We start from the raw sequence: 25,169 nt of genomic DNA, 5'->3' as shown, positions 1-25,169 counted from the left end.
TGCGCTGACCGGTACGTCAGGGCCGACACCGTAAGTGCCGCGAGCGTCAGCGCAGCCGGGCGCTGCGCAGACGTCGGAGGGTGCGCGTGGCCGCGACTACCAGCCCTGATCCGAGTCGACCGTGCACGTCTGCGACGGCCACATTCCACAGGCCGTCGTTGTAGGTGGGATACGCGTGCGTGGTGCCGGCGATGGCGCTCGTGGTCAGCTTGTTCTTCACGGCCAGGGAGATCTCGCCCAGGGTTTCACCCGCTCGGGGTCCCACGACGGTTCCGCCGAGAACGCGGCCGCGGTTGTCCACGACCAACTGGGTGTAACCATCCGTGTTCGCTTCGGTCACGGCCCGGTCGACGTGCTCATGATCGCGTGACACGATGCGGTGGCCCGCCGCCGCTGCCTCCGCGGATTGCATGCCGACCGCGCCCACCTCCGGGTGCGTGAAGGTGACCCGGGGGATGGCCATGGTGTCATAGCGACGGCTGAGACCGAGGATGGCATTCGTGGCCGCCACGCTCGCGTTCATGCCGGCGGTGTGGGTGAACTGGGGTAGCCCCGTGACGTCGCCGGCCGCCCAAACGCGCGGGTTGGAGGTGCGCAGCGCACCGTTGACCACCACGTTGCCGTGCTGGTCTTGTCGCACGCCCACCCGGTGCAGGTCGAGACCTGCGAAGTTCGGACGCCGCCCCAGAGCGACCAGTGCCCGGTCGAATTGCAGAGTTTCACCATCACTGAGCGTGAACGTTCCCCCGAGGCGGTCGGTCGAGCTGACCGAACTCACGGTGGAGTTGGGACGCACATCAACTCCGTCGGCGACCAGCGCGGCGTGGATGATGCTGCTGGCCCGCTCGTCTTCCTTGGGAAGAAGGCGTGGTCCACGCTGTACCAGGGTCACGGCCGAGCCGAGGCGCGACATCGCCTGCGCGATCTCGCAGCCGATCGCCCCGCCGCCGAGGATGACGAGTCGCTCCGGGAGCTCCGTGAGATTCCAGAATGTTTCGCTCGTGAGCAGGTCGACCGCGTCAATCCCGGGGATATCCGGCAGGGTGGGCGACGCTCCGGTCGCGATCAGGGCTTGCTTGAACCGCAGTTCGCGGCCGTTCACCGCCACCGTGTTCGCGCCGGTGAATCGTGCCCGCCCGATCACCACCGCAATGTTGTCCCGTTCCAGAGACTCGGCGGAATCAACCGGGGCGATTTCATGCATCGCCTCCTGAACGTGCGCCATGACGCGGGCGAAGTCAACGACGACGTTGCTCGAACTCACACCGAGGTGCGCCGATGAACGGGCCGTCGTGGCGGCATCCGCTGCCGCAATCAGCGATTTGGACGGCACGCAGCCGGTCCACAGGCAATCTCCGCCGAGAAGGTGGCTCTCGATCAGCGCCACCTTCGCACCGAAACTCGCCGCCGAGCGGCTCGCCACGAGGCCGGCCGTTCCGCCGCCGATGACGACAAGATCAAATTCGTCTGTTTCGCTCATGACTTCGAGCGTAGGCGCTCGCGGGCGGCCCCGTTCGGGCTGATGCTGCAGCGGCTGGTTAGACTGGCTGCAAACGAAGGGCCGTCTGTGCCATGACGAATGTCTACGAGGCTGCCGCCGGGCTCTACGACGTACTCTCCGGAGAGGGCCTCGTCTACCGCGCTGGACGACAACGCGGCGTGCCGCTGCTGGAGTTGCGGCCGGGCGACACCGTGCTGGACCTGGGCTGCGGCACGGGCCTGAATCTTGCCCTCCTCGTCGACGCCGTCGGCCCCGGTGGCACGGTGATCGGGCTGGACCGCAGCCCAGCCATGCTCACCATGGCCCGCCGGCGTGTGCAGGCCAACGGGTGGGCATCCGTTCGTCTGGTCGAAGCGGATGCCACCACCTTCGACCCCGCGCAGGTCGCGGACGAGCTTCCCGCGGCGTCGGGCGGCAGGGTCGACGGTGTTTTTTCCAGCTACGCGATGAGCGTCTTCGACGACTGGCACCCGGCCTGGCAGCGGGGGCGCGCCCTGCTGCGCCCCGGGGGACGCGCGTGCATCGTGGACATGCAGTTACCGGTGGGCCGGGCGCGGCTGCTGGGGCCGTTCGTGCGGATGGCCGCCGCGGTGGGGGGTGCCGACCTGAATGCCCGCCCCTGGACCGTGATCGAACGTGACGGCGTCGATGTGCACTCCACCGCCCTGCGCGGCGGACATATCCGAGTGGTCGCGGGAACGTTTCCGTAGCCCGCACCTGTGCTCGCGGCGCGGCAGCAAGCGAGTGCAACGGCCCCTTTCTTAGAAGCTTCTGTGGCGGCAAGAGCGATTCTGGGAGCATGAGCACAGACCTCGCACCACGCCTCCGTTTTGCACGCACCGCTATCCCCACCGCCGGCGTCATCCTCGCCGTCATCGTCAGCGGGATGGTGTTGCGATCGTCGGCCGGATGGACGGCCGTAGAAATGGATGCACTCCGCCGGGTGAATCTGCTGCACACCCCGCAACTTGACTGGGTTGCGCTCGGGATCAACTGGTTGTTCAGCTCGGTCGTGGCGGCGGTGCTCGTGCTTCTCGTCACCGGCTCGATCCTGCTGGCCACCCGGCGGCCGCGCGCGGCGATCCAGTTCCTGGTGATCGTGGCGATTCCTACGGTGGGTGCCGAGGTGATCAAGTTGATCGTGCACCGTCCGCGTCCCGACATCGCCTCGCTAGCCCACATCCTGGTGCTCGAGCCGGGCGGACTCAGCTTTCCGAGCGGGCACACCAGTTTCGCCGCCTGCTTCGTTCTCGGACTCATCGTGGCGACCGCCGGTCACCGTTGGCAGTGGTTCGTCATCGGAGCAGCGACGGTCGTCATGCTCGGAACGGCGGCCTCCCGGGTCTACCTCGGGGTGCACTACCCGTCCGACGTAGTGGCATCGATCGTGTACTCGATCGCCGCCGTACTTTTGGTCAATGCGGCCTGGATGCTAACGATGTCACACTGGACCGAACGTCGATCCGGCCTGCACGCCGGACCCGTCTACGGAGGAGCCTTGGATGCCGGCTGAGATCACGACTCGCGCCCGACTGCTGTTGATCGAGGACGACGCAAAGCTCGGTCCCATGATCAAGGACGTGCTCACGGAGATCTACGACGTCACCCTCGTGGCTGACGGAGCCGATGGGCTGGCCGCCGGCCTCGCTGGCGAGTTCGAGGTGATGGTCATCGACCGGCGGCTGCCCTCGCTGGACGGCCTCGATGTCGTTGAGGCCTTGCGCCGCAAGCTGATCACCACCCCCATCCTGCTGCTCACGGCGTTGGGTACCACCGGCGACAAGGTGGCCGGGCTGGATATCGGTGCCAACGACTACCTAGTTAAGCCATTCGAGTTCGATGAGCTGTTCGCCCGGTTGCGCGCCATCCGGCGGGTGTTCACCGGCGAGGGCCGCACCCTGCTGTTGGGCGGCTGGGAATACTACCCGGACAGCCGCACGATATATTCTCCGTACGACGGGCGCATCCTGCTCACGGCGAAGGAGAACGCACTGCTCAAGCTTCTGGCTCTCGCCCCGCAACGCACGTTCTCCCGGCAGCAAATTTTGCAGGCCGTTTTCAGCGCCGCCGACACCGCCGGCACGGTGGACACCTACGTGCACTACCTGCGGCGCAAAACCGACACCAACATCGTTCTCACCGTGCGCGGGCAGGGCTACCGACTGGGGCAACCATGACCCGCAAAAGCCTCCCCGTCGTCGACAGCGATACCCTCGCCATCCGTCGCGCCTCACGTATCGTCGGGACCCGAATCGCGATCGCCTGCACCGCCGTTGTCCTGCTCGTTATCGTGGCCGTGTTCGTCTATATCCTGTCCGAGATCTCGCCCGCCGAGCTGTTTGAACCGGTACCGGATACACACAATCTGCAGGTCAGCGCCGTCAAACTGCTGCGCGCCGCCGCGGTTTTGGGTGTGGCCCTAATCGTTTTGGCCGGCGGTTTGAGCTGGCTGGTCACTCGGCGCGCGGTGCAGCCGCTCGGTGAGGCGCTGCGCATCCAACGGGCCTTCGTAGCGGATGCCAGCCACGAGCTCCGCACACCACTGGCCGTTCTCGGCGCCCGCCTGCAGATTCTGCAGCGATCCCTCCCCGCCGATGACCCCTCCGCGACGGTCGTCGCCGAACTGCGCAGTGACACCACCGACCTGGTTCATATTGTGAACGATCTGCTGGAATCGGCCGAGATCGGCGGCACCGTTGTCGATGACACCGTTGTCACCGACGTCCCCGCAGTGGTGGCAGCTGCCGTGGCGTCGATGGCGCTCATCGGGGTCGACAAACACATCACCATTGACCTGGATGCCCAACACGCCGTGTTCGCGCGGGTGCCGGCATCCAGCCTGACCCGGAGCGTTGTGGCCCTACTCGACAACGCGCTGCGGTTTGCTCCCGAAGGATCCGTTATCTCCGTGCAGGTGGCCGTGCACAAGAAAATTGTGGCGGTCACCGTGCGTGACCGTGGTCCCGGCATCCAAGGCATCGACCCGGCCCGCATCTTCGATCGGTTTGCGCACTCGAGTATGGCGGTGGGCGGCGGAGGCGATGCCCACACCGGCTATGGAATCGGTCTCTCCCTGGTGCGGGACATCGCCGTACGCCATGGCGGATCCGTCACCGTGGTCGATAGCTCCGCGGCGGGCACCGCCATCCGGTTCGTGGTGCCACGGGAGAAGGGAGCGTGATCCCGGTGCGGCTGGCACGACACCGTGAATTGGTGAAACCCGTGTGTCGCTAGGCCGCTTCTGTGAGAAGTCTTAGACGCCGCCGTGTTCGCTAGTGCTATCGACCCCTTGAAGGAGGAGCACTTGTCCACGACCTCAACCCTTTCCCCCACCGTTTCGCCCCTGCGGCAGGTTCTGGCCAAGGTGCCCGAGGTCACCCTCATCTTCTGGGTGATCAAGGTGCTCGCGACCACGGTGGGGGAGACCGCAGCCGACTTCTTGAACGTTGACCTTGGAATGGGGCTCACGATCACGTCCATCATCATGGCCGTGCTCCTCGCCGCGGCTCTGGCCGTGCAGTTCGCACTGCATCGGTATACCCCGGCCGTCTACTGGTTGGCGGTGGTACTGATCAGCGTCGTGGGCACGCTCATCACCGACAATCTCACCGACAGCCTGGGCGTTCCCCTGTGGGTCACGACGGTCGTCTTCGCCGTGGCGCTGGCCGTGACATTCACGATCTGGGCGGTGTCGGAGAAGACCCTCTCCATCCACTCCATCTACACGTCCCGCCGGGAGACGTTCTACTGGCTGGCCGTGCTGTTCACGTTCGCCCTCGGCACTGCGGCGGGCGACCTCGTTGCCGAGGGGCTGAACCTCGGCTACTTCGTTGCCCTGCTCGTGTTCACCGGGGCCATCGCCCTCGTCGCCGTGGCGTACTTCGTCTTCCATCTGAACGCTGTGCTCGCCTTCTGGATCGCCTACATCCTGACCCGCCCGCTGGGCGCATCCACCGGTGACCTGCTCTCCCAGCCCGTCGCCGACGGCGGGTTAGGGCTCGGGACCACAGCAACCAGCGTGCTGTTCCTGTCCGTGATTCTCGTACTCGTGATCGCGCTCACCCGCCGTTCGCGCACCAACAACCGAACACTGACGGCGACGTCCTAAACCCAGCGTTCGACAGCGGATGCCCGGCCCCCTCACGAAAATTTCCTAGAAAGTCCCCGCACAATGAGAACTATGATCATCACCGCGCACGCTACGTCCGGAGTGCTGGATCCGCAAGCGGTGATCGCGGGCGCCGGCGTCTGGGGACTCGTCGTGGTCTGCGCCATCGTTTTCGTGGAGACCGGCCTGCTCATCGGCTTCTTCCTGCCCGGCGATACCCTTCTCTTCTTCACCGGCGTTCTCGCGCTCAGCGGAGTCATCAGCCAACCGCTCTGGGTTGTGATCCCGGCCATCGCCGTGTCGGCCGCGCTGGGCGACCAACTCGGCTACCTGATCGGGCGCGTGTCGGGCCGGCGAATTTTCGATCGACGCGATTCCGGTCTGTTCAGTCGCAAGAGCGTGGCGCGCACCCAGGGCTTTTTTGACCGGTTCGGCCCGGCGGCCGTCACGATCGCCCGATTCGTGCCCGTCGTGCGCACCTTCGCTCCCGTCGCGGCCGGTGTCGGTCTGATGCCGCGTCGCGTGTTCACGATGTTCAACATCGTCGGTGCCGTGCTGTGGAGCACGGCAGTCGTGCTCCTCGGCTTCGCCCTGGCTCACATTCCGGGGGTCGCCGAGTTCGCGGCCCGTTACATCGACGTCGTGTTGGTCGGCATTGTCGTCTTTTCTGTGGTGCCCGTGCTCATCCGAACGCTCGCTCTTCGCCGGCAGGCTGCTCACCGCTGATGTCGTTTGCGGCGCAGATGAGGCCTCTCATCGTGGTCTCACGGTGTGGTCAATAATCTCGGGACTATGACAACATCGGCAATCTCAACTTCGGCTCTGTCGCGAAGTTTCGGCGCGCATCAGGCGCTCGCAGATCTCACCCTCGACGTTGCGCAGGGCGAGGTTTTCGGTCTGCTCGGCCACAACGGCGCGGGCAAGACCACGACCGTCAATCTGCTCACGACTCTGCTCGAGCCCACCGCGGGTGACGCCAGCATCAGCGGTCACAGCGTGAAAACGGATGCCGCGGGCGTGCGTGCCTGCATCGGCTACCTGCCCGAAAACGTGCAGTTTTACGACAATTTGACCTTGCTGGAGAATCTGCGCTTCTTCGCCCGGCTGTCGGGGCTGCGCCGTCCGGACGCGCGCATCCGCGATGTGCTGGGCTTTTTGGATTTCACCGGGCATGACACCCAACGGGTGGGGACCTTCAGCAAGGGGATGCGGCAGCGCGTGGGTATCGCTCAGGCCGTGCTGCACTCGCCCGCCGTGTTGTTTCTTGACGAGCCGACATCGGGGCTGGACCCGGAGGGTGTGCGCACCCTGCGAGAGACGATCGTGCGTTTGAACCATGAATTCGGTATGACGATCTTTATGAACACCCACCTGCTGAGCGAGGTGACTAAAACCTGCACGAGCATCGGAATTCTCAACCACGGACGCCTGGTGCATCACGACTCGATGACCAACACGCTCGCCGCATTTCCGGCCGATGAGTCTTTGGAAGACATCTACTTTCAACTCGACTCGGCTGCCGCATGAATACCGTCCTCACCAGCGCTCGACACGAAATTCTCTGCACCCTCCGCGCCCGGGTCGCGGTGCTGCTGCTGGTCGTGTTCCTGGGGATGGTGTCGCTGTCCTCCCTCATCGGATGGATCACCAACACAACGGTCACCCGTGTCTACGAGAAGATCCTGGCCGACGGGCTCACCACAGCCCCGAATCCCTTTGCCGCAGTGTCTGCGCTGTACTACTCCCGCAATTCGGTGATCTACGTGGTTCTGATCGGCGCACTCATGGCGATCATCCTCGGCGTGCAGGCCACTCTGCGCGATCGCAAGTCGGCCACGGTCGATCTGGTTCTGAGCCGACCGGTGAACACCGTCGCTCGGATACTGGGGCAATTTCTGGGTCTGGGAGCCGTGATCGCGGTCGTTCTGGCCGCCAGTACAACGATCAGCTGGGCCGCCATCGGCGTCATCATCGGCACCCCGCTGGGCGTCGACCCGACGCTGCGGCTGATGGGATTCGCCGCGGTGTCGTGGGTGTTGATGATGATTTTTGCCCTGCTCGGCATGCTCACCGGGCTGTACAGCCGCAAGGAAACGACGGCGCTGCTCGTGCCGTTCGTGGTCTGGAGCGCGATCGCGTTCGTACTCCCGCAGGTAGGCACCGCGGCGCGCCCCGTGGCGTTGCTGAATCCGGTTCCGGCCCTTGCAGCCTCGGGCGGCACCTCGTTCGATCTCATCGGCGCTCTCACCGGCCCGTTCGCCATTACCGAGCAGTTCAAACGAGTGGCGAGCATCGTGCTGCGCGATGACAGTGTCACGGGAAATCCGGTGGCGAGCATCTTGCTGCTGTTGGCCGTTTTGATCGCCATGATCTGGATTGTGGTCGTCACGCCGCGCCGAGCCCTGAGGAGTGGTCTGAATGAGTGACACCTGGATTGTCGCCGAAAAGGAATTGCTGGATCTTCGGAGGGATCGCCTCTTCGCCATCCTGATCGGGTTTCTGGCCATCGCGTCGCTGATCTCCGTGGCCGTGGCCTCGGCTGATTTTCGCAACCAACTGGATGCCTACAACCTCTACGTCACCAACCTGGCGCAGAGTGGAAGCACTGTCACTGCGGCCGCCCCGCAACTCTTTCCCTTGAAGCTGCTCCGCGGTGGAATCGAGTACCTCGAGATTCTCGGCGCGTTGTTTGCCATCGTGCTGGGCTACGGAACCATCGCCAAAGAAAAATACCGGGGCACCCTGGCCCTTTTTCTCAGTCGCCCGGTGAGTCGATTTTCCTTTGCCGGCGGCAAAGTCCTGGGCCTGTCGATCGTGTGGCTCGGTGTCGTCGTCGTCCTCACCGCGGTGTCGCTCGTCGCGGTCGTCACGATCGGCCACGCCCCCATCGGCGGGATCGACGTGGCCCGGCTGCTCATTGCCGGGGGCTTCGCGTGGCTCTACCTGGTGTTCTGGACCGCCTTGGCGGTGGGGCTCACCGCGTTGTCCACCCGGCTGAGTACCGGCCTCATCGTGGCCCTGGTGATTTGGCTGGCCTTTGTGCTGATTATTCCTCAGATCGGCGACACCATGGACCCGGACAATCAGGTACCCGGCGGTCTGTTCGCCACCCTGAACATTCAGAAGACCGACGAATTGAGCGTTCTGGCGCAGTTCTCCGCCTTCGACGGCATCCGCAACGGCCTGGAGGTGTCATCGGTGACCAAACACTTCGAACGCCTCACCTTCGCTTTTCTCGGCATTAAAGATCAGTACAACCAACTACCCCTCGGCTTGGTCTGGACGGCAATGCTGCCCTACGCCATCACCCTGACGGCGGCAACCCTCGCCTCCGTGGTCTTCGCCGCTCTCGCAACCACGAGGCGCACTCTGCAAAGGAACCAATCATGAAATGGAAAATCATCATCCCGGTGGCCCTCGTCGTCCTCGTCGCCGCTGGCGGAATCGCCATGGCGCAGGTCAATACCGCGGCCACCCCCGCCCGTCCGGCCTCCTCAACGGTGGCAGGGAATGCAGTGCTGCCCGTGGCTGCCAACCCCATCGCCAACCCCAGCACCACGCCCGGGCTGACCATCGTGTCTGCCCTCGCCGAAGACAACGTCGATCCGAGTTCCGGCGCCGCCATCACCGACCGGCTCCAGATCACGGTCGGCAACAGCACCAGCAAGCCGTTGACCAACGTGGAGACCTATTATGTGATGACGGATGTCACTACCGGCCGCAGCGAGGCGTACTATCTCGCCCTGGACGGACTCACCCTCGCCCCGAATGCTGAAACCACATTCTCCTTCGACAATGAAACCGGCGCGGGACATTACCCGGAGAACACATTCAGCCTGTACCGCAGTTCCGCCAATCAGGTGGATTTCACCATTCAGGTCAGCGCCGACGGCGTGCAAGTTGCGAACGGCACAGCAACCAAGGGAGCAGGAACCGGTGAACAGGCCGACTAACCACCTGATCGGTCGCTGGGCGGCGGTCACCGGGTGAAAGTACTCGTCGTCGAGGATGACGTACGCATCGCGGACGTGATTCGTCGTACCCTCACCGAGTCCGGCTACGCCGTCGATGTAGCCCACACTGCACCGGACGGGGTACAGGCCTTCGAGATCGAAACGTATGACCTGGTCGTTCTCGACCTGATGCTCCCCGGGCTGCCGAACGGAGGGATGGCCGTGTGCCGACGCATCCGTGTGATCGATAAGAACGTGCCGGTGCTCATGCTCACCGCACTGGACTCCATGCGCACCAAGGTTGAGGGCCTCGACGCCGGCGCCGACGACTACATCGTCAAGCCATTCCACCTCGTTGAGCTGCTGGCCCGGGTGCGCGCACTGCTTCGACGTTCACCGCGCGCACACGCCCCCGTGCTGCGCGCGCAGGGAGTCACCCTGGACCCGGCCACCCGTACCGCTCAGCGCGCCGGCCGCACCATCATGTTGACCGCCAAAGAATTCGCCGTGTTGGAATATCTCATGCGAAACGCCGGCACGATAATCAGCACCACCGAACTGATTGATCATGCCTGGGACAGCAACTATGAGGGGTTCAGCAACGTCGTGCAAACCTACATCCGCTACCTGCGGCAGAAGCTGACCGCGCCGGGTGAAGCGGACATCATCGAAACCCGGCGCGGTGCCGGATACCTGATCAACGCGGATCGTTGATGTTTCGGCGCGCGATTGTTCGACTCACCGTGACCTACACGGTCGTGCAGCTGGTGCTGTTCGCCGCTTTTGCCGTGGGAATCTACATTTTCGTGACGGGCACCTTTGATTTTGACGCGGCCGAATCCGACGGTGCCGGCGCCCTGAACGCGGCGGAGCAAGGCTTCGCCAACCTCCGCACGGGGCTGGTCGTGCTCTACGCCGTACTCCTGGTGCTGATCCCCATTTCCAGCTATGTCATGGCACGCGCCGCGCTCGGGCCGCTGCAGAAAAGCTACGAGCTGCAGCAGCGCTTCGTCGACGGTGCCTCCCACGAGATGCGCAGCCCGCTCAGTATTATTCAAGGCGAACTGGAACTCGCCCTGCTTACGACCCGCACGCCCGCCGAGTACGAGCAGGCGATGCAGACGGCGCTGGAAGCCGTGGGCGGGCTCACCCGACTCACCAACGACCTGCTCCTACTCTCGCGGGGCGAAGGAACCGAGCTTCGGAAGACCTACGAACTCGTCGATCTGAACGAGCTCGTGGTCGACGACATCGACGCTCGCGCCAGCAATCCAGCGGATGCCGCACGCCTGGTCACGCACACCGCACGGGCCGCGATGGTTCTGGGCTCCCCGGCGCTGCTCAAGCGCGCGATCGCGAACGTCGTTGACAACGCGCTCAAATTCACGCCGGTCCCCGGAGCCGTATTCATCGGAACCGACACTCAGAACGGCACCTGCACCATCACCGTGCGTGACACCGGAATCGGGATGAACGACACCGACCTGCAGCACGCCTTCGACCGCTTTTGGCGATCCGATCAGGCCAGATCCCACCCCGGGCACGGCCTCGGCCTCAGCCTGGTGCACCAGATCGTTGCGGCGCACGATGGCCGGGTCACACTCACATCGCAGGCCGGCGTGGGCACGACCGTCACGGTGAACCTCCCACTACGCACCTAATGGATCCGTCCCGGATCCGCTCTCACGCTCATCTCACCTGCCCCGATCTAGCTTGGAAAGATGGCTCCGAACACGCGGAGCTCACCCCCGAAAGGCAGAACACCATGCAGAAGAAGATGAAGATCGCCAGCGGTGCAGCACTGGCACTGGCGTTGGCCGTCGTCGGCGGCGTAACCCTCACCGCTGGAGCCCAAGCCACTCCCGCAAACTCGTCCTCGTCCTCGTCCTCGTCGAACGTGGAACCAGCCTCGACCTCGGCCGACACCGACAACGTGCAGAATGAGGTTGAAGACGGCATCATCGACGGTGAAACCGCCGACGATTCGGGCACGGAATCTGGGACGGAATCTGGCACGGAGTCTGGCACCGAAAACACGAGCGACGACGTTAACGGCGTCGCTGTCGAAGACGGAACGCAAAACTAACCACGATCCGAAAAGCGGTGGTGGGGGCGCACGCGCCCCCACCCCCCCCAAAACCACACCCCGCACCTCATCGGGGGGGTCGCGGCGCCCGCGCCCCCACCACCGCTTTTCCTGCGCGGTCAGCCCAGGGGGCGCACGGTGAGAATCTGCTCGGCGCGGCCAACCGGGCCGGCCTCATCGTGCAGCACGCTGCTCGTGAGTCCGTGACCGGCCGGCCCGAAAGTCACGGTGGTGTCCAGCCCGACCCAGCTGCCGGTCGGCTGCCGGTGAAAGTGAATGGTGAGGTCGAGGTTCGGGTAGGCCCAGTCCAGCGGCGACTGGCGAACGGCTATGCCATTGGCGGTGTCCACCAGGGCGATGAACGAAGCGTGCGGGCTGCTGGGCTCCCCGGCAACGAGCGCCAGATCGGTGCGCAGCCAGGCGCTGGAGCGTCCGGGCTGCGGCGGTGCAACGGCCTTCACTTCCAGGGACGCCACATAACCGCCGGGCCAAATATCGGTCATCGACCAGGGGGCGCACCGATCGGGAGGCAGCAGCGCAACCGAGTCGCCACCAACGACGGCCGTGGTGTCGGTGGTCGAGATGAACCAGGCGCGGGCGAGCACGGCCGCACGGCCGGCGATGATCACGGTCGCTTCGATGAGCTCGATGGTGCGACCGGGACGAATCGTCTCGACCCGAATTTCGCACTCCTCGGCGGAGAGGAAGCCGAGGATATCGAAGCTGATGCGCCCGAGCTCCTTGCCATTGGCACCGCCGGGCTCAGCGGCTCGATGCAGGTCGATGGCGTGCACCAGAAGACCACCCAGGGGACTGAAGTGGATTTCGTCGGACCGCCATGCCCCACCCGCATGCTCGGTCGGCCGGTATAGCCCAGGGGCGACCGGTTCGAAATAGGCACCTATCAGCGGGTTTGCTCCGGGCTGTTCACTCATGCTGCTCCTTTGACAGCCGCCGCAGGGCGGTTCCTCCCACCCTAGATGCGATTGCCGGTTGGCCAGCCCAGCGTGCATCAACCTCGATTCCGAGGTACCAGGCCGGAGCAAACCCTGCGGCACACGGCCCGGCCGACCCTTGGGGTTGCCGCGCCGACCGCTTTTGCTGAATGCTGAGAGCATGACGAGACAGCCGATCGAATCCACTGCGCTTGTCGCCCCGGCCACGCACTGGCATTCCCTGACAATCGACGATATTTTCACGAGACTGTCGTCGTCAGCAGACGGTCTCGGTGCGGCGGAGGCCGCCGAGAAACTCCGCAGTGGCGGCCCCAACGAGTTGGCCGTGGCTGCGCGAACCCCCTGGTGGCGCGTTCTGGCACGTCAGTTCGTCAGCCCGTTGATCGCCATTCTGCTGGTCGCTGCGATCGTCACCGCGCTGCAACAACACTGGGTGGATTCCGGCGCCATCTTTCTGATTCTCTGCCTCAATGCCGCCCTCGGTTTCGTGCAGGAACGTAAGGCGGAGTCTGACATGCGGGCGCTGCAGTCGCTCTCGACACCCTCGTGCCGCGTATTGCGCGACGGTAGTGAACGGGTGATCCCGGGGTCGGACGTTGTGTTGGGTGACATCGTTCTATTGGAAAGCGGTGAACGGGTTCCGGCCGATCTTCGGCTCTTCATCGCCAACGCGCTGGAAGTCGACGAGTCGATGCTGACCGGTGAATCGTTCGCTGCGACCAAGCACACCGGTGTGCTGCCCAAGGAAGTCGGTGACTCGGACAAGGCGAATATCGCCTTCAGCGGAACATTCGTGGGCAGTGGCCGAGGTCGAGGTATCGTCATTGCCACGGGCGCGGCAACCTCGCTGGGAGCCATAAACGCGCTGGTGCAGGGGCCGTCCGGTAAGACGCCGTTGCAGCTGCTGACGAACAGCCTGGAACGGTCGGTCGGTCTTCTCGTGCTGGGTGCCGTCGTCTTCGTCTTCATCGCTGGCATCGTGCTCGGCAACGATGCGTCGACGATGTTCCGCACGGCCGTCGGTCTCGCCGTCGCCTCAATTCCCGAGTCCTTGCCCATCGTGCTGACCGTCGCCCTGAGTCTCGGGGTATCGCGCATGGCGAAACGCAATGCGATTATTCGCACTCTGCCTGCCGTGGAGACTCTTGGCTCCACCAACGTGATCGGCTCTGACAAAACGGGCACGTTGACGGAGAATCGACTGACCGTGGAACGGGTGTGGACCACGGCCGGTCTGCTGGCCACCACCAGGCGTGACGCCGACGGGCGTGCGGATTCGGTTCTGGTGCGCGCAATGCTGCGAGCCGGTGCACTGACCAACGAAGCCACCATCTCCGCCGAAGACGACAACGAATACTTCGGTGATGCTGTCGACGCCGCCATGGCTCGAATCGCCGTGGCGCGCGGCGCCGTCACCGAACAGGAACGCTTGGCAGTGCCCGTCGGTCACCAGCCCTACGAACCGCAGTTGCGGTATTCACAGACCGTTCTCGTCGATTCCGACGGACAGCGCACCCTGTATGTCATGGGCTCTCCCGAGGCTCTGATCGAGGCCTCCGTCGCCGTGGCCGCCGGCGGTGGCGATGAGCCTCTCGACAACGACGTGATCCACACGGCCAACGAGCAAATGGGGCGAGACGGACTGCGGGTCATTGCCACCGGCTCCCGGCGCGTTCCCGACGGCGAGGAACTGACCGTGCCGCTGCGCCCGCCGTCCGGACTCACCTTTCTCGGGATGGCAGGCATGACCGATCCGCCACGGGAGGGGGTGGCTGAAGCCATCCGGCAATGCAGGCAGGCCGGGATTTCCGTGATGATGATCACCGGGGACCACCCGGTGACCGCCACAGCCATCGCTGCCCGGCTGGGCCTGGCGATCGGTACACGCGCGCTGACCGGCGCTGAAATGGCCGACCTGGACGACCACATGCTGGTCGCACGCCTCGAACAAACCAGTGTGGCAGCCCGGGTCTCACCGCAGGACAAGCTGCGAATCGTGCGCACGCTGCAGGGGGCCGGTAAAATCGTGGCCGTGACCGGCGACGGCGTGAACGACGCTCCCGCGCTCAAAGCGGCCTCGATTGGCGTTGCCATGGGCCGGGCGGGAACGGATGTTGCCCGTGAAGCAGCCGACATCGTGCTCACCGACGACCACTTCGCCACCATCGTGCACGCCGTTGAAGAGGGCAGAGTCACATTCTCCGCCATTCGCAAGACCACCTATTTTCTGCTCTCCACCGGAGCCGCAGCGCTGGTGGCCGTCACCCTGAGCGTCTTCGCCGGAACCCCGCTCCTGTTCCTGCCGGTGCAAATGTTGTGGATGAACGTCGTGACCAACGGCGTGCAAGACGTCGCCCTCGCGTTCGAACCGGCAGAGGGCCACGAACTCAGCCGGCCGCCGCGGGCCTCAACCGAGGGCATCCTCTCCCGCACCCTGTGGTTTCGTACGGGAATAACCGGAGCGTGGATGGCCCTCGCCGTGCTGCTGACTTTTATCGTTGAACTGCGCCTGGGCAATACCGAGGTGCACGCACGCACCCTGGCACTGACGATGTTTGTGTGGCTCAGTTTCTTTCAGGTCTTCAGTGCCCGGGCGGAGTTCAAGTCGCTCTTCGAGCTGCGGCTGCTCGCCAACAAGCCGCTCCTGTTCACCTCCCTGGGCGCCCTGATGTTGCACTGGGCAGCCACGATCTGGCCTTTCTCGGCAGAGCTGCTGGGCCTGACTCCGCTGAGCAGCTGGGAATGGCTTCTGTGCATCGCCGTGGGCTCGACCGTTTTGCTCATCGTCGAGGCGGAAAAGGCCGTGCGTCGATGGTCGCATCGCCACGACGGCAGCAGCCCCTCGTTCAGCTGACGACGGCGCGGTGTTTCTTCCCTGACCACTTGTCAATCAGTGGTGACGTGCCGCGGGGAAGACAATGCGCCCGCGGCGGGCGCCGGTCGGGCAGACTCGCCCCCGGCCGGCGATCGGTAAACTCAACATATGTCAGACCAGCACTTCGAGCAGGATGAAACCCTGCGCCTGCCGACCATCCAGTTTCGTGCCGTTCTTGATCTGGGCCCCCGGCTCGCCGCAGCGATCGCGCTGCCGCCGGAACTGGCCCACCCCGACCTGTTCGCCGATCGCGACGACGAGGGCGGCGCGCTCAACCTGTCGATCGACTACGACAGCGGCCAGCTGCACGTTTTGCTCGATGAGGCCGGCCCGAGCTTTCATTACCACGGTACGAGTGACCCGTTCGAGAGCCCCTGGCCGGATGACCAGACCGAAATTCTGCTCGAGTGGGCCCTGATTCTGGTGCAGGAAATCGATGGTTTGGATGAACTGCTCGACTCAATTTACGAGGCCGCCGAATGGTTCGAACAGGGCTTCACCCTCTACGTTCCCGAAACCGAACCAACCCAGCTCGAACTGATCGAGGTCGGGATTATCGGTGAATTGCTGACCTTGCCCTGGCTCGGTTCCGGTCGAGTCGATCAGGATCACATCGACGGTGACAACCACCCGATCGCGCTGCTCTGGAACGTGAACAACGACGAGCCGGACGTGCCGATCGCCCGCGCCTGGCTCGACCCGGACACGGGCGAGCCGCGCACCGCCGCGGAGCCCGGAGTGGACTGGAACGCCGTGGCGATGAGTGAAGACGAAGTGCTGCAATGGCTGGTCGGCATCTACACCAACCATCACGTGGCGCCGACGCCCGAGGCGCAGATCATGCGCGCGGCCCTCGAGCGCATGGGCGGCATCGGCTGAATCGACGCCGACCGAGTCGTGTCGCGGGCGGCGGGGCGGGGTAGATCAGTCGGCCCCCCCGGTAGCTCGAATAGGGGGCAAATAGTAATAAACCTGCGGGCAGAGAGCCAACCTCGATAACAACACGGGTGCTTCGACGCGCCAGGAAGATGATGCCGCGTCGGGACAGGGCTTCAAGAACACGGCGACGGCCTCGGGAAACTACCTGGGACCCGTCAAAACCGAGGCCGATCGGGCCACCTCTTCGACGAGCAGTGTCACGGTGCGCGGCATGGACCTGTCCATCGTCAAAACCGGCACGTCAGGCTTCGTCTCCGGCGAGCTGGCGCACTTCGACCTGCTGGTGCGGGCCGGCGAATACGCCAATGACGGCGCGATGACGATCACTGACGTCATCCCCAACGGCCTGTGCCCGGTGCTTCCGGCCAGCGTTGACTTCGAGCGCAGCGCCGGCTGCGACGAAGACGGCATAGTCACCGGCGCCACCATCGACAGTGCCGTCGCCAACGCCGACGGCACGTTCACCGTGGTCATGACGCCCGATCCCACGGAACTGGCCCACGACACCAGTCTCACGATCGGCTACGACGCCTACATGAGCCCCTTTTACGAGGGCACGACCACCACCGGCACCGCGACGGACGTACCAACGGCCGCCGGCGACGGCTATCTGAACGTCGTCGCTATTACCGGCACGACCACCGGTCGCACACCCGGTGAAGGCGCGAAGCCCGTGACCGACGACTCCAAGGCCGGGCTCGATTCGGGCGAGCCGGTCATTAGCAAGAAGGTGCTGCCGCGCCCGACGCCCACCGGTTCCCCGCTGGATTGCGCGGCCGGAGCCGGCGACTACATTGACAACATTGACGGCACCGTCACGACCATCCCCACGTACCAGCTCGGTGACACGGTCTGCTTCGAACTCACGGTCGACTTCTCCGATTCAAGCAAGACGCGCAATGCGCAAATCACCGACTTCGTACCGGTGGGTACAACGTTCGCCGGTTTTCAGGTCGGCGCGGGCGGCGTGACCATTACACCGGTGGCCGGTACCGAGGCCGAGATGCCGCTGCCCACAGATGCTCTCCCGGCCTCCTGGATGCTGGGCGACACGGAGGGCGGCGCCAACCGCTTCGTGGCCCAGGGCGCGTCGATAATTCTGTATGTGAGCGCCACCGTCACGAGCCTGGCCTCCACCGCCGACGTGGACATCACGGCGAACCTGATGAAGTACCGCCAGTCGTCGACCGACGGCAGCGTGTTAGCGCTGCGCGACCAGGTGGACTATGGCGTGGCCCCCGCTCCGGTGGTCACGCTCAACAAGAGCGTCGCGCTCGTGAACGGCGTTGCCCCGACGGGCGCGAACGACAGCGTCTCGGTGCGCGAAGACGACGAGATCACCTACTCGATCGACGTTACAAATGAGCGCTTCGCCGCGACGGACAACAACAACGTGGACGTAGCGGATGTCACGGTGTGGGATGCGCTTCCGGCCGACTATACCTGCGCGGAATGGACCACGGCGTCAATCAGCGATTCCGGCGCCTGTGCCGACCCGGGAACGACCGGATACCCCGCCGCGCTCGGCTCCGACGCGCGCAGCGTCATTGTCTGGACCGTGCCCGGTCCCATCACGGCCGGCGCCTCGGCCAGCGTGCGATACACCGTCACGATGCCCGCCGCCGTCAGCGTCACCTCGAGCTTCACGAACACCGCATCCGTGGTCGCCTTCACCTCGCCCAACACCAGCGGCAACGACACCGAGTTCTTCCCGAGGGGCTCCCTCGACCCCAGCCACGATGCAGACGGCAACACCGCTCCGGCGAACGACACGGCCGAGGTTCACCTGCCGCCCGTCGTCGTTGCCAAGACGGGCGTGACGAGCATCAACGAGTCCGGCAACAACGTGGGATCCCAGGTCGTCGCCGGTGAAACGGTGGATTACACCTACAGCGTGAGTATTCCGGCCGGCACCACCGTGTTTGACGGCGTGCTCTCCGACCCGATGATCTCGGGCTTGACGATTCCGGCCGGGACCGTGGCGACCGTGTCCTCGCTGCCGACCGGTGGCAGTTTCGACAGCGCTACCGGAACGCTGACCTTCCCGGCGACCTACGACAACGGCACCGCGCTCGACGAGACCTTCACGGTGACTCTTCCCGGCGTGCTTGTGGGTGTTGCTCGCTCGTCGGGTTCGCTCAAAAACACGGCTAGTTTCACCAGCAAGGCAACTCCGTCGGGAACCGCGTTACCCGCGCGCACGGCCACAAAGACCGTCACGGTCGTCGTACCGAAACCCACGCTGACCAAATCGGTCGATGAGGCGACCGCCCGGGGCGGTGAGCTGGTCACCTTCACCCTGGCCGCCGGCAACACCGCCGGACGGCCCGCGGCCTACGACTCGGTTATCACCGACTGTCTGCCCGACGGCCTGCGCTTCACCCCCTCCACCGGCTTTCTCACTTCTCCCGCCGGAACGGTCACCACGAGCATCGCCGGCAACGACACCAACGGATGCGTCACCGGCACCACCAAACTCACCTGGACCCTACCCGGAAGCGGCGCGCTGCTGAGCCCTGACGTCACCAGCGTCACTTTCGAAGCCGTCGTTGACCCCGACGCTGCCGGCCTGGTCAGCTACACGAACACCGCATTTGTGACCGGTTCAACCCTCGACAACGACCCCAACCAGAACGTCACCGCGGTCAACGACCCGGCGACCGAACTCGTCGTGTCGGCCTCCTCCTCCGCCAAGGTCACCGTGGAGGGCGCCGTCACCGTGAAGACGGTGCAGCCGGCCACCGCCACCATCGGTGGCACGATCGACTACACCATCAGCGTGGCACTGCCCCGCAACGTCAACTTCTACGACGCCGCGATCATCGATACCCTGCCCGTCGGGATCCGCGCAGGTACAGCCGTGGTCAGCTGTGAAACCGCTCTCGGCTCGTGCGACGATGACCTGCCCGGTTCCGGCGCGGCACTCGACGCGTCCGGCCAGAAGATTGGTTGGGCGCTCGGCGACGTGCTCGCCACCACCACGGACCGCACGGTGACGGTGACCTTCACGGCAACGGTGCTCAGCGCCGCCGGAACCGCTGGAGACGTGCTCAAGAACGGAGCCTTCCTCGGCTGGATGCGCACCAACGGCAGCACGCCGCTATCCGCCGGCGCCACCTTCGATGAAAGCGCCGTATCGCCGACCGCCGACGTGACGGTCCTCGAACCGGCCCTGACGATCGCCAAGACGGTCTCCGACACGACGCCGGAACCCGGCCAGGTATTCAGGTACACCGTCACGACCCGTAACGCGAACACCGCCACAACGAGCGATGCCTTCGACGTGAGCATTGTCGACACCATCCCGACGGGGATCGACCTGGGCAGTGTCACGAATATCAGCGGCGGTGGCGTGCTCTCGGGCAACACCATCACCTGGACGATCTCGACCATCGCCAAGGGCGGCAGCGACGTGCAGACCTACGACGCACAGCTCGCCGCATCGTCGACGCTCGGCACCGGTGCGCTCACCAACGTCGTCACCGTGCCGACCTATCGTTCCCTGCCGAGCAGCGCGACCGACGAACGCGAATACACGGCGAACCCGCCCACCGCAACGGCAACGGTCACGCCCGCTTTCCCGCGCATCACCCTGACCAAGGCCGTGGCCAGCGGCTCGACCGCCTACGTCGACACCGACTTCGGCTGGGTGCTCACCCTGCGGAACGCGGGCGGCGGCACTGCCAAAACAGTCACGGCCACCGATGCGCTGCCCGCCAACTGGGTCTACACCGCGGGCACCAGCACGGTGAAGATCGGATCTGCGGCGGCCGTCGCCCTCGCCGACCCCTCGCTCAGCACCATCGGCGGTGTGCAGACGTTGGTTTGGGCGCCGTTCAGCGCGGTCGCTCCGGGAACTTCCATCGTCATCCGCTTTTCGGCGCAGCCCACCACGGCCGCGTTGACCGCCCCGGGCACCGGCACAACCGTGCAGCACCGCAACACCCTCACGGCAGTGGCAACGGATGCGACCGACGCGACCGGCCGATCCGGTCCCACGTCGTACGCCCCCGGTTCTGCCACCGCTGATGCGTTCGTGCATTCCGCCGACGTACGGATCGTGAAGGCCGCCGGTGACGCCCTCGTGGCCGGCGCTGCGACGGCCAAGGCGTGGACCCTGACCGTGAGCAATGCCGGGCCGAACACCGCAGTGGGCAATGTGGCTGGACACAACTTCGTGGTGAGCGACCTGCCGGCGCAACCGCTTCCGGCCGGAATCACCGTCACCGCGGCATCCGGAACCGGCTGGAGCTGCACGACTCCAAACGCCGACACCGGGGCGTTCACCTGTGAACGCAGCAACGCCAACGAAACGCTCGCGAGCGGCGCAGCCTGGCCGGTCATTTCCGTTGCCGTAGCCGTGGCGTCGGACGTGGCCGATGCCACCAGCGTCACCAACTCGGCGACCGTCGCCGCGCGTACCTTCGACCCGACGCTGGCCAACAATACGAGCGAGTCGACGATCGCGGTCACCACGAGCGCCGACCTCGCCGTAACCAAAACCGCGCAGGGGACCTTCGCGGCGGGCCAGCAAGCCAGCTGGAACCTCGACGTGGTCAACCTGGGCCCGTCGCTCTCCGTGGAATCCATCACCGTGACCGACGCTCTGCCCGGCAATATTTCCGACGTGGTCGCCACGAGCGCCGGTGCGGACTGTGCTGTGTCGGCAGGTGTGATCACCTGCACGCTGTCCGGTGACCTGCCCCTGAACGCCACCGCCCAGATTGTGGTGACCGCCACGATCGACTCCGGCTTCACCGGCAGCCTCACCAACACCGCGACGGTGTCGGGCACGACGACGGACCCGGAGTCGGCCAACAACGAATCCGAAACCGTGACCCCCGTCAACACGGCCACGACCCTGGGCATCACCAAGTCGCTCGTGGAAGACAAACTCGTTCCGGGAACCACCGGTACCTACCGCTTCGTTGTGACCAACAACGGCTTTGCGGATGCCCGCACGGTGGCCATCGAGGACGTCCTGCCAAACGGGCTGACGTTCGCTGAGACCGGCACCGCCGGCCCCGGAACCTGGGCGTGCACCGAAACCAGTGCGGATCCGTCCACCATTGGTTGTGCCCTGACCGGCACGCTCGTGGCGGGCGGCACCGAAACCGTGAACGTTCGCGTGAACGTGCCCAGCTCGCTCACCGGAGACGTGCGCAACAGCGCCACCGTCTCCTCGGCGAACACGCCACCGGCCACCGGTTCCACCGATACCTCCCTCACCGGAGAATCCGACCTCGGCATCGCGAAGTCGCACCCGACCGGCGAGGTCCTGGCCGGAACCGATGTGAGCTACGCGCTCACCGTGACCAACTACGCGCCCTCCGACGCGCCGGTCGGCACCGTCGTGGTCGATCATGTTCCGGCGGGACTGGTTCCGGTATCGGCCAGCGGCAGCGGCTGGAACTGCGCTGCCCCGGTGGGTCAGGACCTGACCTGCACGAGCACCGGCATTCTTGCCGCCGGGGCAACTGCCGGCATCATCTCCGTCACCGTCTCGATCCCGGCGGATGCCGGAGCCGCGACGTTCACGAACGTCGCCACGGTCACCGGGGTGCTCCCCGAGCCGGCCGGCGACCTGAACCCGAACCGGGCCGAAGACGCCACCGAGGTGACCACCCAGGCCGCGGTGACGATCGTCAAGACGATCACGCCGACCGCTACGGAGATTGTCGCCGGAACGGATATCAGCTACACGCTGACGGTGACGAACGCCGGCCCGTCGAACGCTGATGCGCTCACCGTTGCCGACGTGCTCCCGAACGGCTTCACCGCCGTTGAGATCGCCGGTGACGGGTGGACCTGCACCCTCGCCACGACGAGCTGCGTTCGAGCGACCCTCGGCGTGACGACAGCTACGATCACCGTCACGGCTGCCGTGTCGTCCGCGATCGCCGATGGAACGGTCGCCACCAACGAGGCAACGGTCGGCTGGAGCGACAGCCGCCCCGGGCGAGGCACCGACACCGACACCGTTCCGGTGACGGTGGTGGCGCTGGTCGATCTCAGTCTCGTCAAATCCACCCCGAATGCGAACGTGCTCGCCGGCAACGACGTCACCTTCGACTTCGAGCTCGTGAATGTGGGACCGTCGAACGCGGTGGGCGCGATCACCATTGTCGACAGCCTGCCCGTCGGCATCCGCTTTCAGGCGAATACCCCCGGCTGGACCTGCGTTGCCGACGCGGTTCTCGACAGTGAGGTTCAGCCGGTGACGTGCACCCTCGGCGACGGCACGGTGGGACTGGCCACCGGCGGAACCGCGACGGCGTTGGGGCTCACCACGAGTTCCGACCCGGCGCTCGGTACCGTCTCGCTCACCAACACCGCGGTCGTCTCGACCCCGACCGACGAAATCACCCGCGCCAACAACGTGGGCGAGGTGGCGGTGACGTTCGGTCAGAGCGCCGACCTGAGCATCGTCAAATCGCACTCCGGTGCCGGGCGTATCGGTGAAAATACCGCATTCCAGCTCGAGGTGACCAACGACGGCCCATCAACGGCCACCGGTGTGAGCGTTCTCGACACGCTGCCGCGCGGATTGGAGTTTGTGGATAGTGCCGGGAGCGACCCGCTCTGGAACTGCGTTGCGGCGGAAACCGATGCGGAAGCTGGCACCACGCCGGTCTCCTGCGTGCTGAGCGCCGATCTCGGCCCGCGCCAGACCGCACCCGTGCTCGTCGTGAACGCTGCGGTGAACGCCCTGGCCTACCCCACGGTCGAGAACGTCGCCGTCGTCTCCGCTGTCACCCCCGACCCGGATGCCGACAATAACGAGTCGACCGATACCCTCGCCGTTGACGCGCTGGTCGGTCTCAACGTGACCAAAACCCATGTCGGCGTGGCCCGGGTGGGAACGACGCTCGACTACCTGATCGAGGTTGCGAACAACGGCCCCACCGAAAACCCGGGCGAATTCAGCATTGTTGATGACCTTCCGACCGGGCTCGAGTACCGCACCAGTGCCGGCACAGATGTTGAGTGTGCACCGGCCGGGCAAACCGTGACGTGCACCTTCGCGGGCCCGCTCGCGGTGGGGCAGAGGGCCCAGGTGACCCTCACCGTGAACGTGCTGCAGGCGGCGTTCCCACAGGTGACCAACACGGTGACCGCGTACAGCAGCGCTGTCGACACGGCGCAGTCGCCCATCACCGGATCCGACACGGCCGACGTACTGCCGGCTACCAAGCTGGCGCAGTCGGGTGTGAACGCCGCGGCGCTCTATATCTCGGTGGCGGTGGCCGTGCTGCTGCTTCTGCTGGGACTCGGCTTCTTCTGGAGTGCACGGCGCTCGCGCAAGCGCCGGATCACGGAGTCGTAAGAATCTGAGGGAGCGGGAACCGCCCGCTCCCTCACCCGTCGCCTTCGGGTGACCGACACCGCCCCGGCATGTTCCGAATTCTGCTGTCCGCCAGCGGATACTTCGTGAGAAGATGTGACCCTGATGCGCTCCTTTCTGCTGCAGACCCGTGAATCGCTCTGGTTTCTCCCGGCCCTGTTCGGGATCGGAGCGGTCATCCTCGCGCAAGCTCTGGTCTTGCTGGACCAGGCCCTGCTCGACGGGGGAATTCGCATCGGGTTCGTGGACGCGCTCAGCGCCTCCGCCGCCCGAAGCATCCTCACGATCATCGGCACCTCGATGCTCACCGTGGCCGGCACGTCGTTCTCGATCACCATTTCGGTCTTGGCGACGACGTCGTCCACCTACGGCCCCCGTCTCGTGCGCAACTTTATGGCCGACCGTGCAAATCAGACCGTGCTGGCCGTTTTCACGTCCACGTTCTTATACGCGCTCGTTGTGTTGCTCTCGGTGCGCTCCGAGACCGACGCCGGGGGCGGCTTCGTGCCGACGATGTCGATTTACGTCAGCGTCGCCATCGGCGTTCTCGACGTGGCGGTGCTGGTGTTCTTCATTCACCACATCGCCGACTCCGTGCAAATCACCACCCTGCAACACCGCGTGCAGGCCGATCTGCTGCGCGCCATCGCCCACGTCTATCCCAACAAAGCGGATGCTCGTGGCAATCGCGGGTCACACCCCCTGCTGACGGACCCGGCACCGGTCACGGCCGAGACCGATGGCTATGTGCAACAGGTGGATCTTGCGCAGCTCAGACGCATCGCGGAGAACGCGGACGTCATTATCGACGTGGTGGCGATGCCCGGGGCTTACGTTGTTGCCGGGGACTGCTTCGTGCGAGTCTCCCCACCCACCCACGAGCCGGCATTCGGGAAAAGCGTTCGGGCATCGTTCTCGCTCGGCACCGCCCGCACCCCGCTTCAGGACGTGCGCTTCGCCCTGCAACAACTCGTCGAAGTCGCCGTCCGCGGCCTCGCCTCCGGCGCCAATGACCCGTACACCGCCGTCACCGCACTCGATCTGGCCGCCACCGCGCTGGTCGATCTTCTCAACCGGCCGACCGCGCTCACCGCGCTCACCGACACCGACGACACCGTGCGGGTGCTGGTGCATTGGCCCGAGGCCGACGACCTGATATCCGACGTCTTCACCGGCGTGACCACGTACGGTCTCGACCATCCGCTCGTGGTCGATGCCGCCAGGGGGCTGGCCGAGCGCCTTCTTGTTGTGGCCGGTCCAGGCACGACCGAGCTGCTGCGAGCCATCATTACAGGATTGTCTCGTCCCTCGCTCCCGACCTGAACTGTCTGGACGTGCCGGAGCGTTGAGGCGTGCGCACGCGGCCGAGCGGGGAGCGGTAGCCTGAAAGCATAAGCTATTAAAGG

19 protein-coding genes are annotated in these 25,169 nt (G+C 65.3%); 17 read left to right on the top strand and 2 right to left on the bottom strand.

Translation table 11 applies throughout. From position 1 onward, the window contains the following. Positions 1–46: 46 nt before the first annotated feature. Entirely contained in the window at positions 47–1,480 is a 1,434-nt protein-coding gene (locus tag QMK22_RS11425) for a dihydrolipoyl dehydrogenase family protein (RefSeq protein WP_283497774.1), read from the bottom strand. 92 nt (positions 1,481–1,572) lie between these two features. Between QMK22_RS11425 and QMK22_RS11420 the strand changes: the two genes are divergently transcribed. From QMK22_RS11420 to QMK22_RS11360, 13 genes are all read left to right on the top strand, one after another. Next, entirely contained in the window at positions 1,573–2,211 is a 639-nt protein-coding gene (locus tag QMK22_RS11420) for a class I SAM-dependent methyltransferase (RefSeq protein ID WP_283497773.1), read from the top strand. Positions 2,212–2,300: 89 nt separating this feature from the next. Further along, positions 2,301–3,014, top strand: a complete 714-nt coding sequence (locus QMK22_RS11415) for a phosphatase PAP2 family protein (RefSeq protein ID WP_283497772.1) — start codon at positions 2,301–2,303, stop codon at positions 3,012–3,014. Beyond that, the gene (locus QMK22_RS11410) at positions 3,004–3,678 is read left to right on the top strand and encodes a response regulator transcription factor (RefSeq protein ID WP_283497771.1); all 675 of its coding nucleotides are present in this window, start codon (positions 3,004–3,006) and stop codon (positions 3,676–3,678) included. Before QMK22_RS11415 ends, QMK22_RS11410 begins: the two co-directional genes overlap by 11 nt. Further along, positions 3,675–4,682, top strand: coding sequence for a sensor histidine kinase (locus QMK22_RS11405; RefSeq protein ID WP_283497770.1), 1,008 nt, complete (start codon positions 3,675–3,677; stop codon positions 4,680–4,682). Before QMK22_RS11410 ends, QMK22_RS11405 begins: the two co-directional genes overlap by 4 nt. A 123-nt stretch (positions 4,683–4,805) precedes the next feature. Further along, positions 4,806–5,609, top strand: a complete 804-nt coding sequence (locus QMK22_RS11400; RefSeq protein WP_283497769.1) for a COG4705 family protein — start codon at positions 4,806–4,808, stop codon at positions 5,607–5,609. Positions 5,610–5,681: 72 nt separating this feature from the next. Next, complete coding sequence (locus QMK22_RS11395; RefSeq protein WP_283497768.1) at positions 5,682–6,335, top strand: DedA family protein; 654 nt, start codon at positions 5,682–5,684, stop codon at positions 6,333–6,335. A gap of 66 nt (positions 6,336–6,401) precedes the next feature. Next, positions 6,402–7,136 (top strand): ABC transporter ATP-binding protein, encoded by a 735-nt coding sequence (locus QMK22_RS11390; RefSeq protein ID WP_283497767.1) that lies wholly within the window; start codon positions 6,402–6,404, stop codon positions 7,134–7,136. Further along, a complete protein-coding gene (locus tag QMK22_RS11385; protein WP_283497766.1) occupies positions 7,133–8,035 on the top strand; it encodes an ABC transporter permease in 903 nt (300 codons plus the stop codon). The genes QMK22_RS11390 and QMK22_RS11385 overlap by 4 nt, the downstream gene beginning before the upstream one ends. After that, positions 8,028–8,999 carry an ABC transporter permease gene (locus QMK22_RS11380; protein WP_283497765.1) on the top strand — a complete coding sequence of 324 codons (972 nt, stop codon included), beginning with the start codon at positions 8,028–8,030 and terminating at the stop codon, positions 8,997–8,999. Before QMK22_RS11385 ends, QMK22_RS11380 begins: the two co-directional genes overlap by 8 nt. Next, complete coding sequence (locus tag QMK22_RS11375; RefSeq protein ID WP_283497764.1) at positions 8,996–9,562, top strand: hypothetical protein; 567 nt, start codon at positions 8,996–8,998, stop codon at positions 9,560–9,562. The genes QMK22_RS11380 and QMK22_RS11375 overlap by 4 nt, the downstream gene beginning before the upstream one ends. A 33-nt stretch (positions 9,563–9,595) precedes the next feature. Then, complete coding sequence (locus QMK22_RS11370) at positions 9,596–10,276, top strand: response regulator transcription factor (RefSeq protein WP_283497762.1); 681 nt, start codon at positions 9,596–9,598, stop codon at positions 10,274–10,276. Beyond that, positions 10,276–11,223, top strand: a complete 948-nt coding sequence (locus QMK22_RS11365) for a sensor histidine kinase (RefSeq protein WP_283497761.1) — start codon at positions 10,276–10,278, stop codon at positions 11,221–11,223. The genes QMK22_RS11370 and QMK22_RS11365 overlap by 1 nt, the downstream gene beginning before the upstream one ends. A 104-nt stretch (positions 11,224–11,327) precedes the next feature. Then, a complete protein-coding gene (locus tag QMK22_RS11360) occupies positions 11,328–11,648 on the top strand; it encodes a hypothetical protein (RefSeq protein ID WP_283497760.1) in 321 nt (106 codons plus the stop codon). A gap of 119 nt (positions 11,649–11,767) precedes the next feature. Here the strand turns inward: QMK22_RS11360 and QMK22_RS11355 are convergent, their stop codons facing one another. Then, positions 11,768–12,583: a thioesterase family protein gene (locus tag QMK22_RS11355; protein ID WP_283497759.1), complete on the bottom strand. Its 816-nt coding sequence runs from the start codon at positions 12,581–12,583 to the stop codon at positions 11,768–11,770. A 181-nt stretch (positions 12,584–12,764) separates the two neighbouring features. Here QMK22_RS11355 and QMK22_RS11350 point away from each other — a divergent pair, with 181 nt between their 5' ends. From QMK22_RS11350 to QMK22_RS11335, 4 genes are all read left to right on the top strand, one after another. Then, the gene (locus QMK22_RS11350) at positions 12,765–15,458 is read left to right on the top strand and encodes a cation-translocating P-type ATPase (RefSeq protein ID WP_283497758.1); all 2,694 of its coding nucleotides are present in this window, start codon (positions 12,765–12,767) and stop codon (positions 15,456–15,458) included. A 129-nt stretch (positions 15,459–15,587) separates the two neighbouring features. Further along, positions 15,588–16,358, top strand: coding sequence for a hypothetical protein (locus tag QMK22_RS11345; protein WP_283497757.1), 771 nt, complete (start codon positions 15,588–15,590; stop codon positions 16,356–16,358). Positions 16,359–16,629: 271 nt separating this feature from the next. Then, on the top strand, positions 16,630–23,745 hold the full coding sequence (locus tag QMK22_RS11340) for a hypothetical protein (protein WP_283497756.1): 7,116 nt from the start codon (positions 16,630–16,632) through the stop codon (positions 23,743–23,745). Between the two features lie 123 nt (positions 23,746–23,868). After that, complete coding sequence (locus QMK22_RS11335; protein ID WP_283497855.1) at positions 23,869–25,086, top strand: DUF2254 domain-containing protein; 1,218 nt, start codon at positions 23,869–23,871, stop codon at positions 25,084–25,086. Positions 25,087–25,169 lie beyond the last annotated feature (83 nt).

The sequence above is a fragment of the Cryobacterium sp. PH29-G1 genome (assembly GCF_030063365.1).
Lineage (GTDB): Bacteria > Actinomycetota > Actinomycetes > Actinomycetales > Microbacteriaceae > Cryobacterium.
This window is presented reverse-complemented; position numbering and strand designations above follow the sequence as displayed.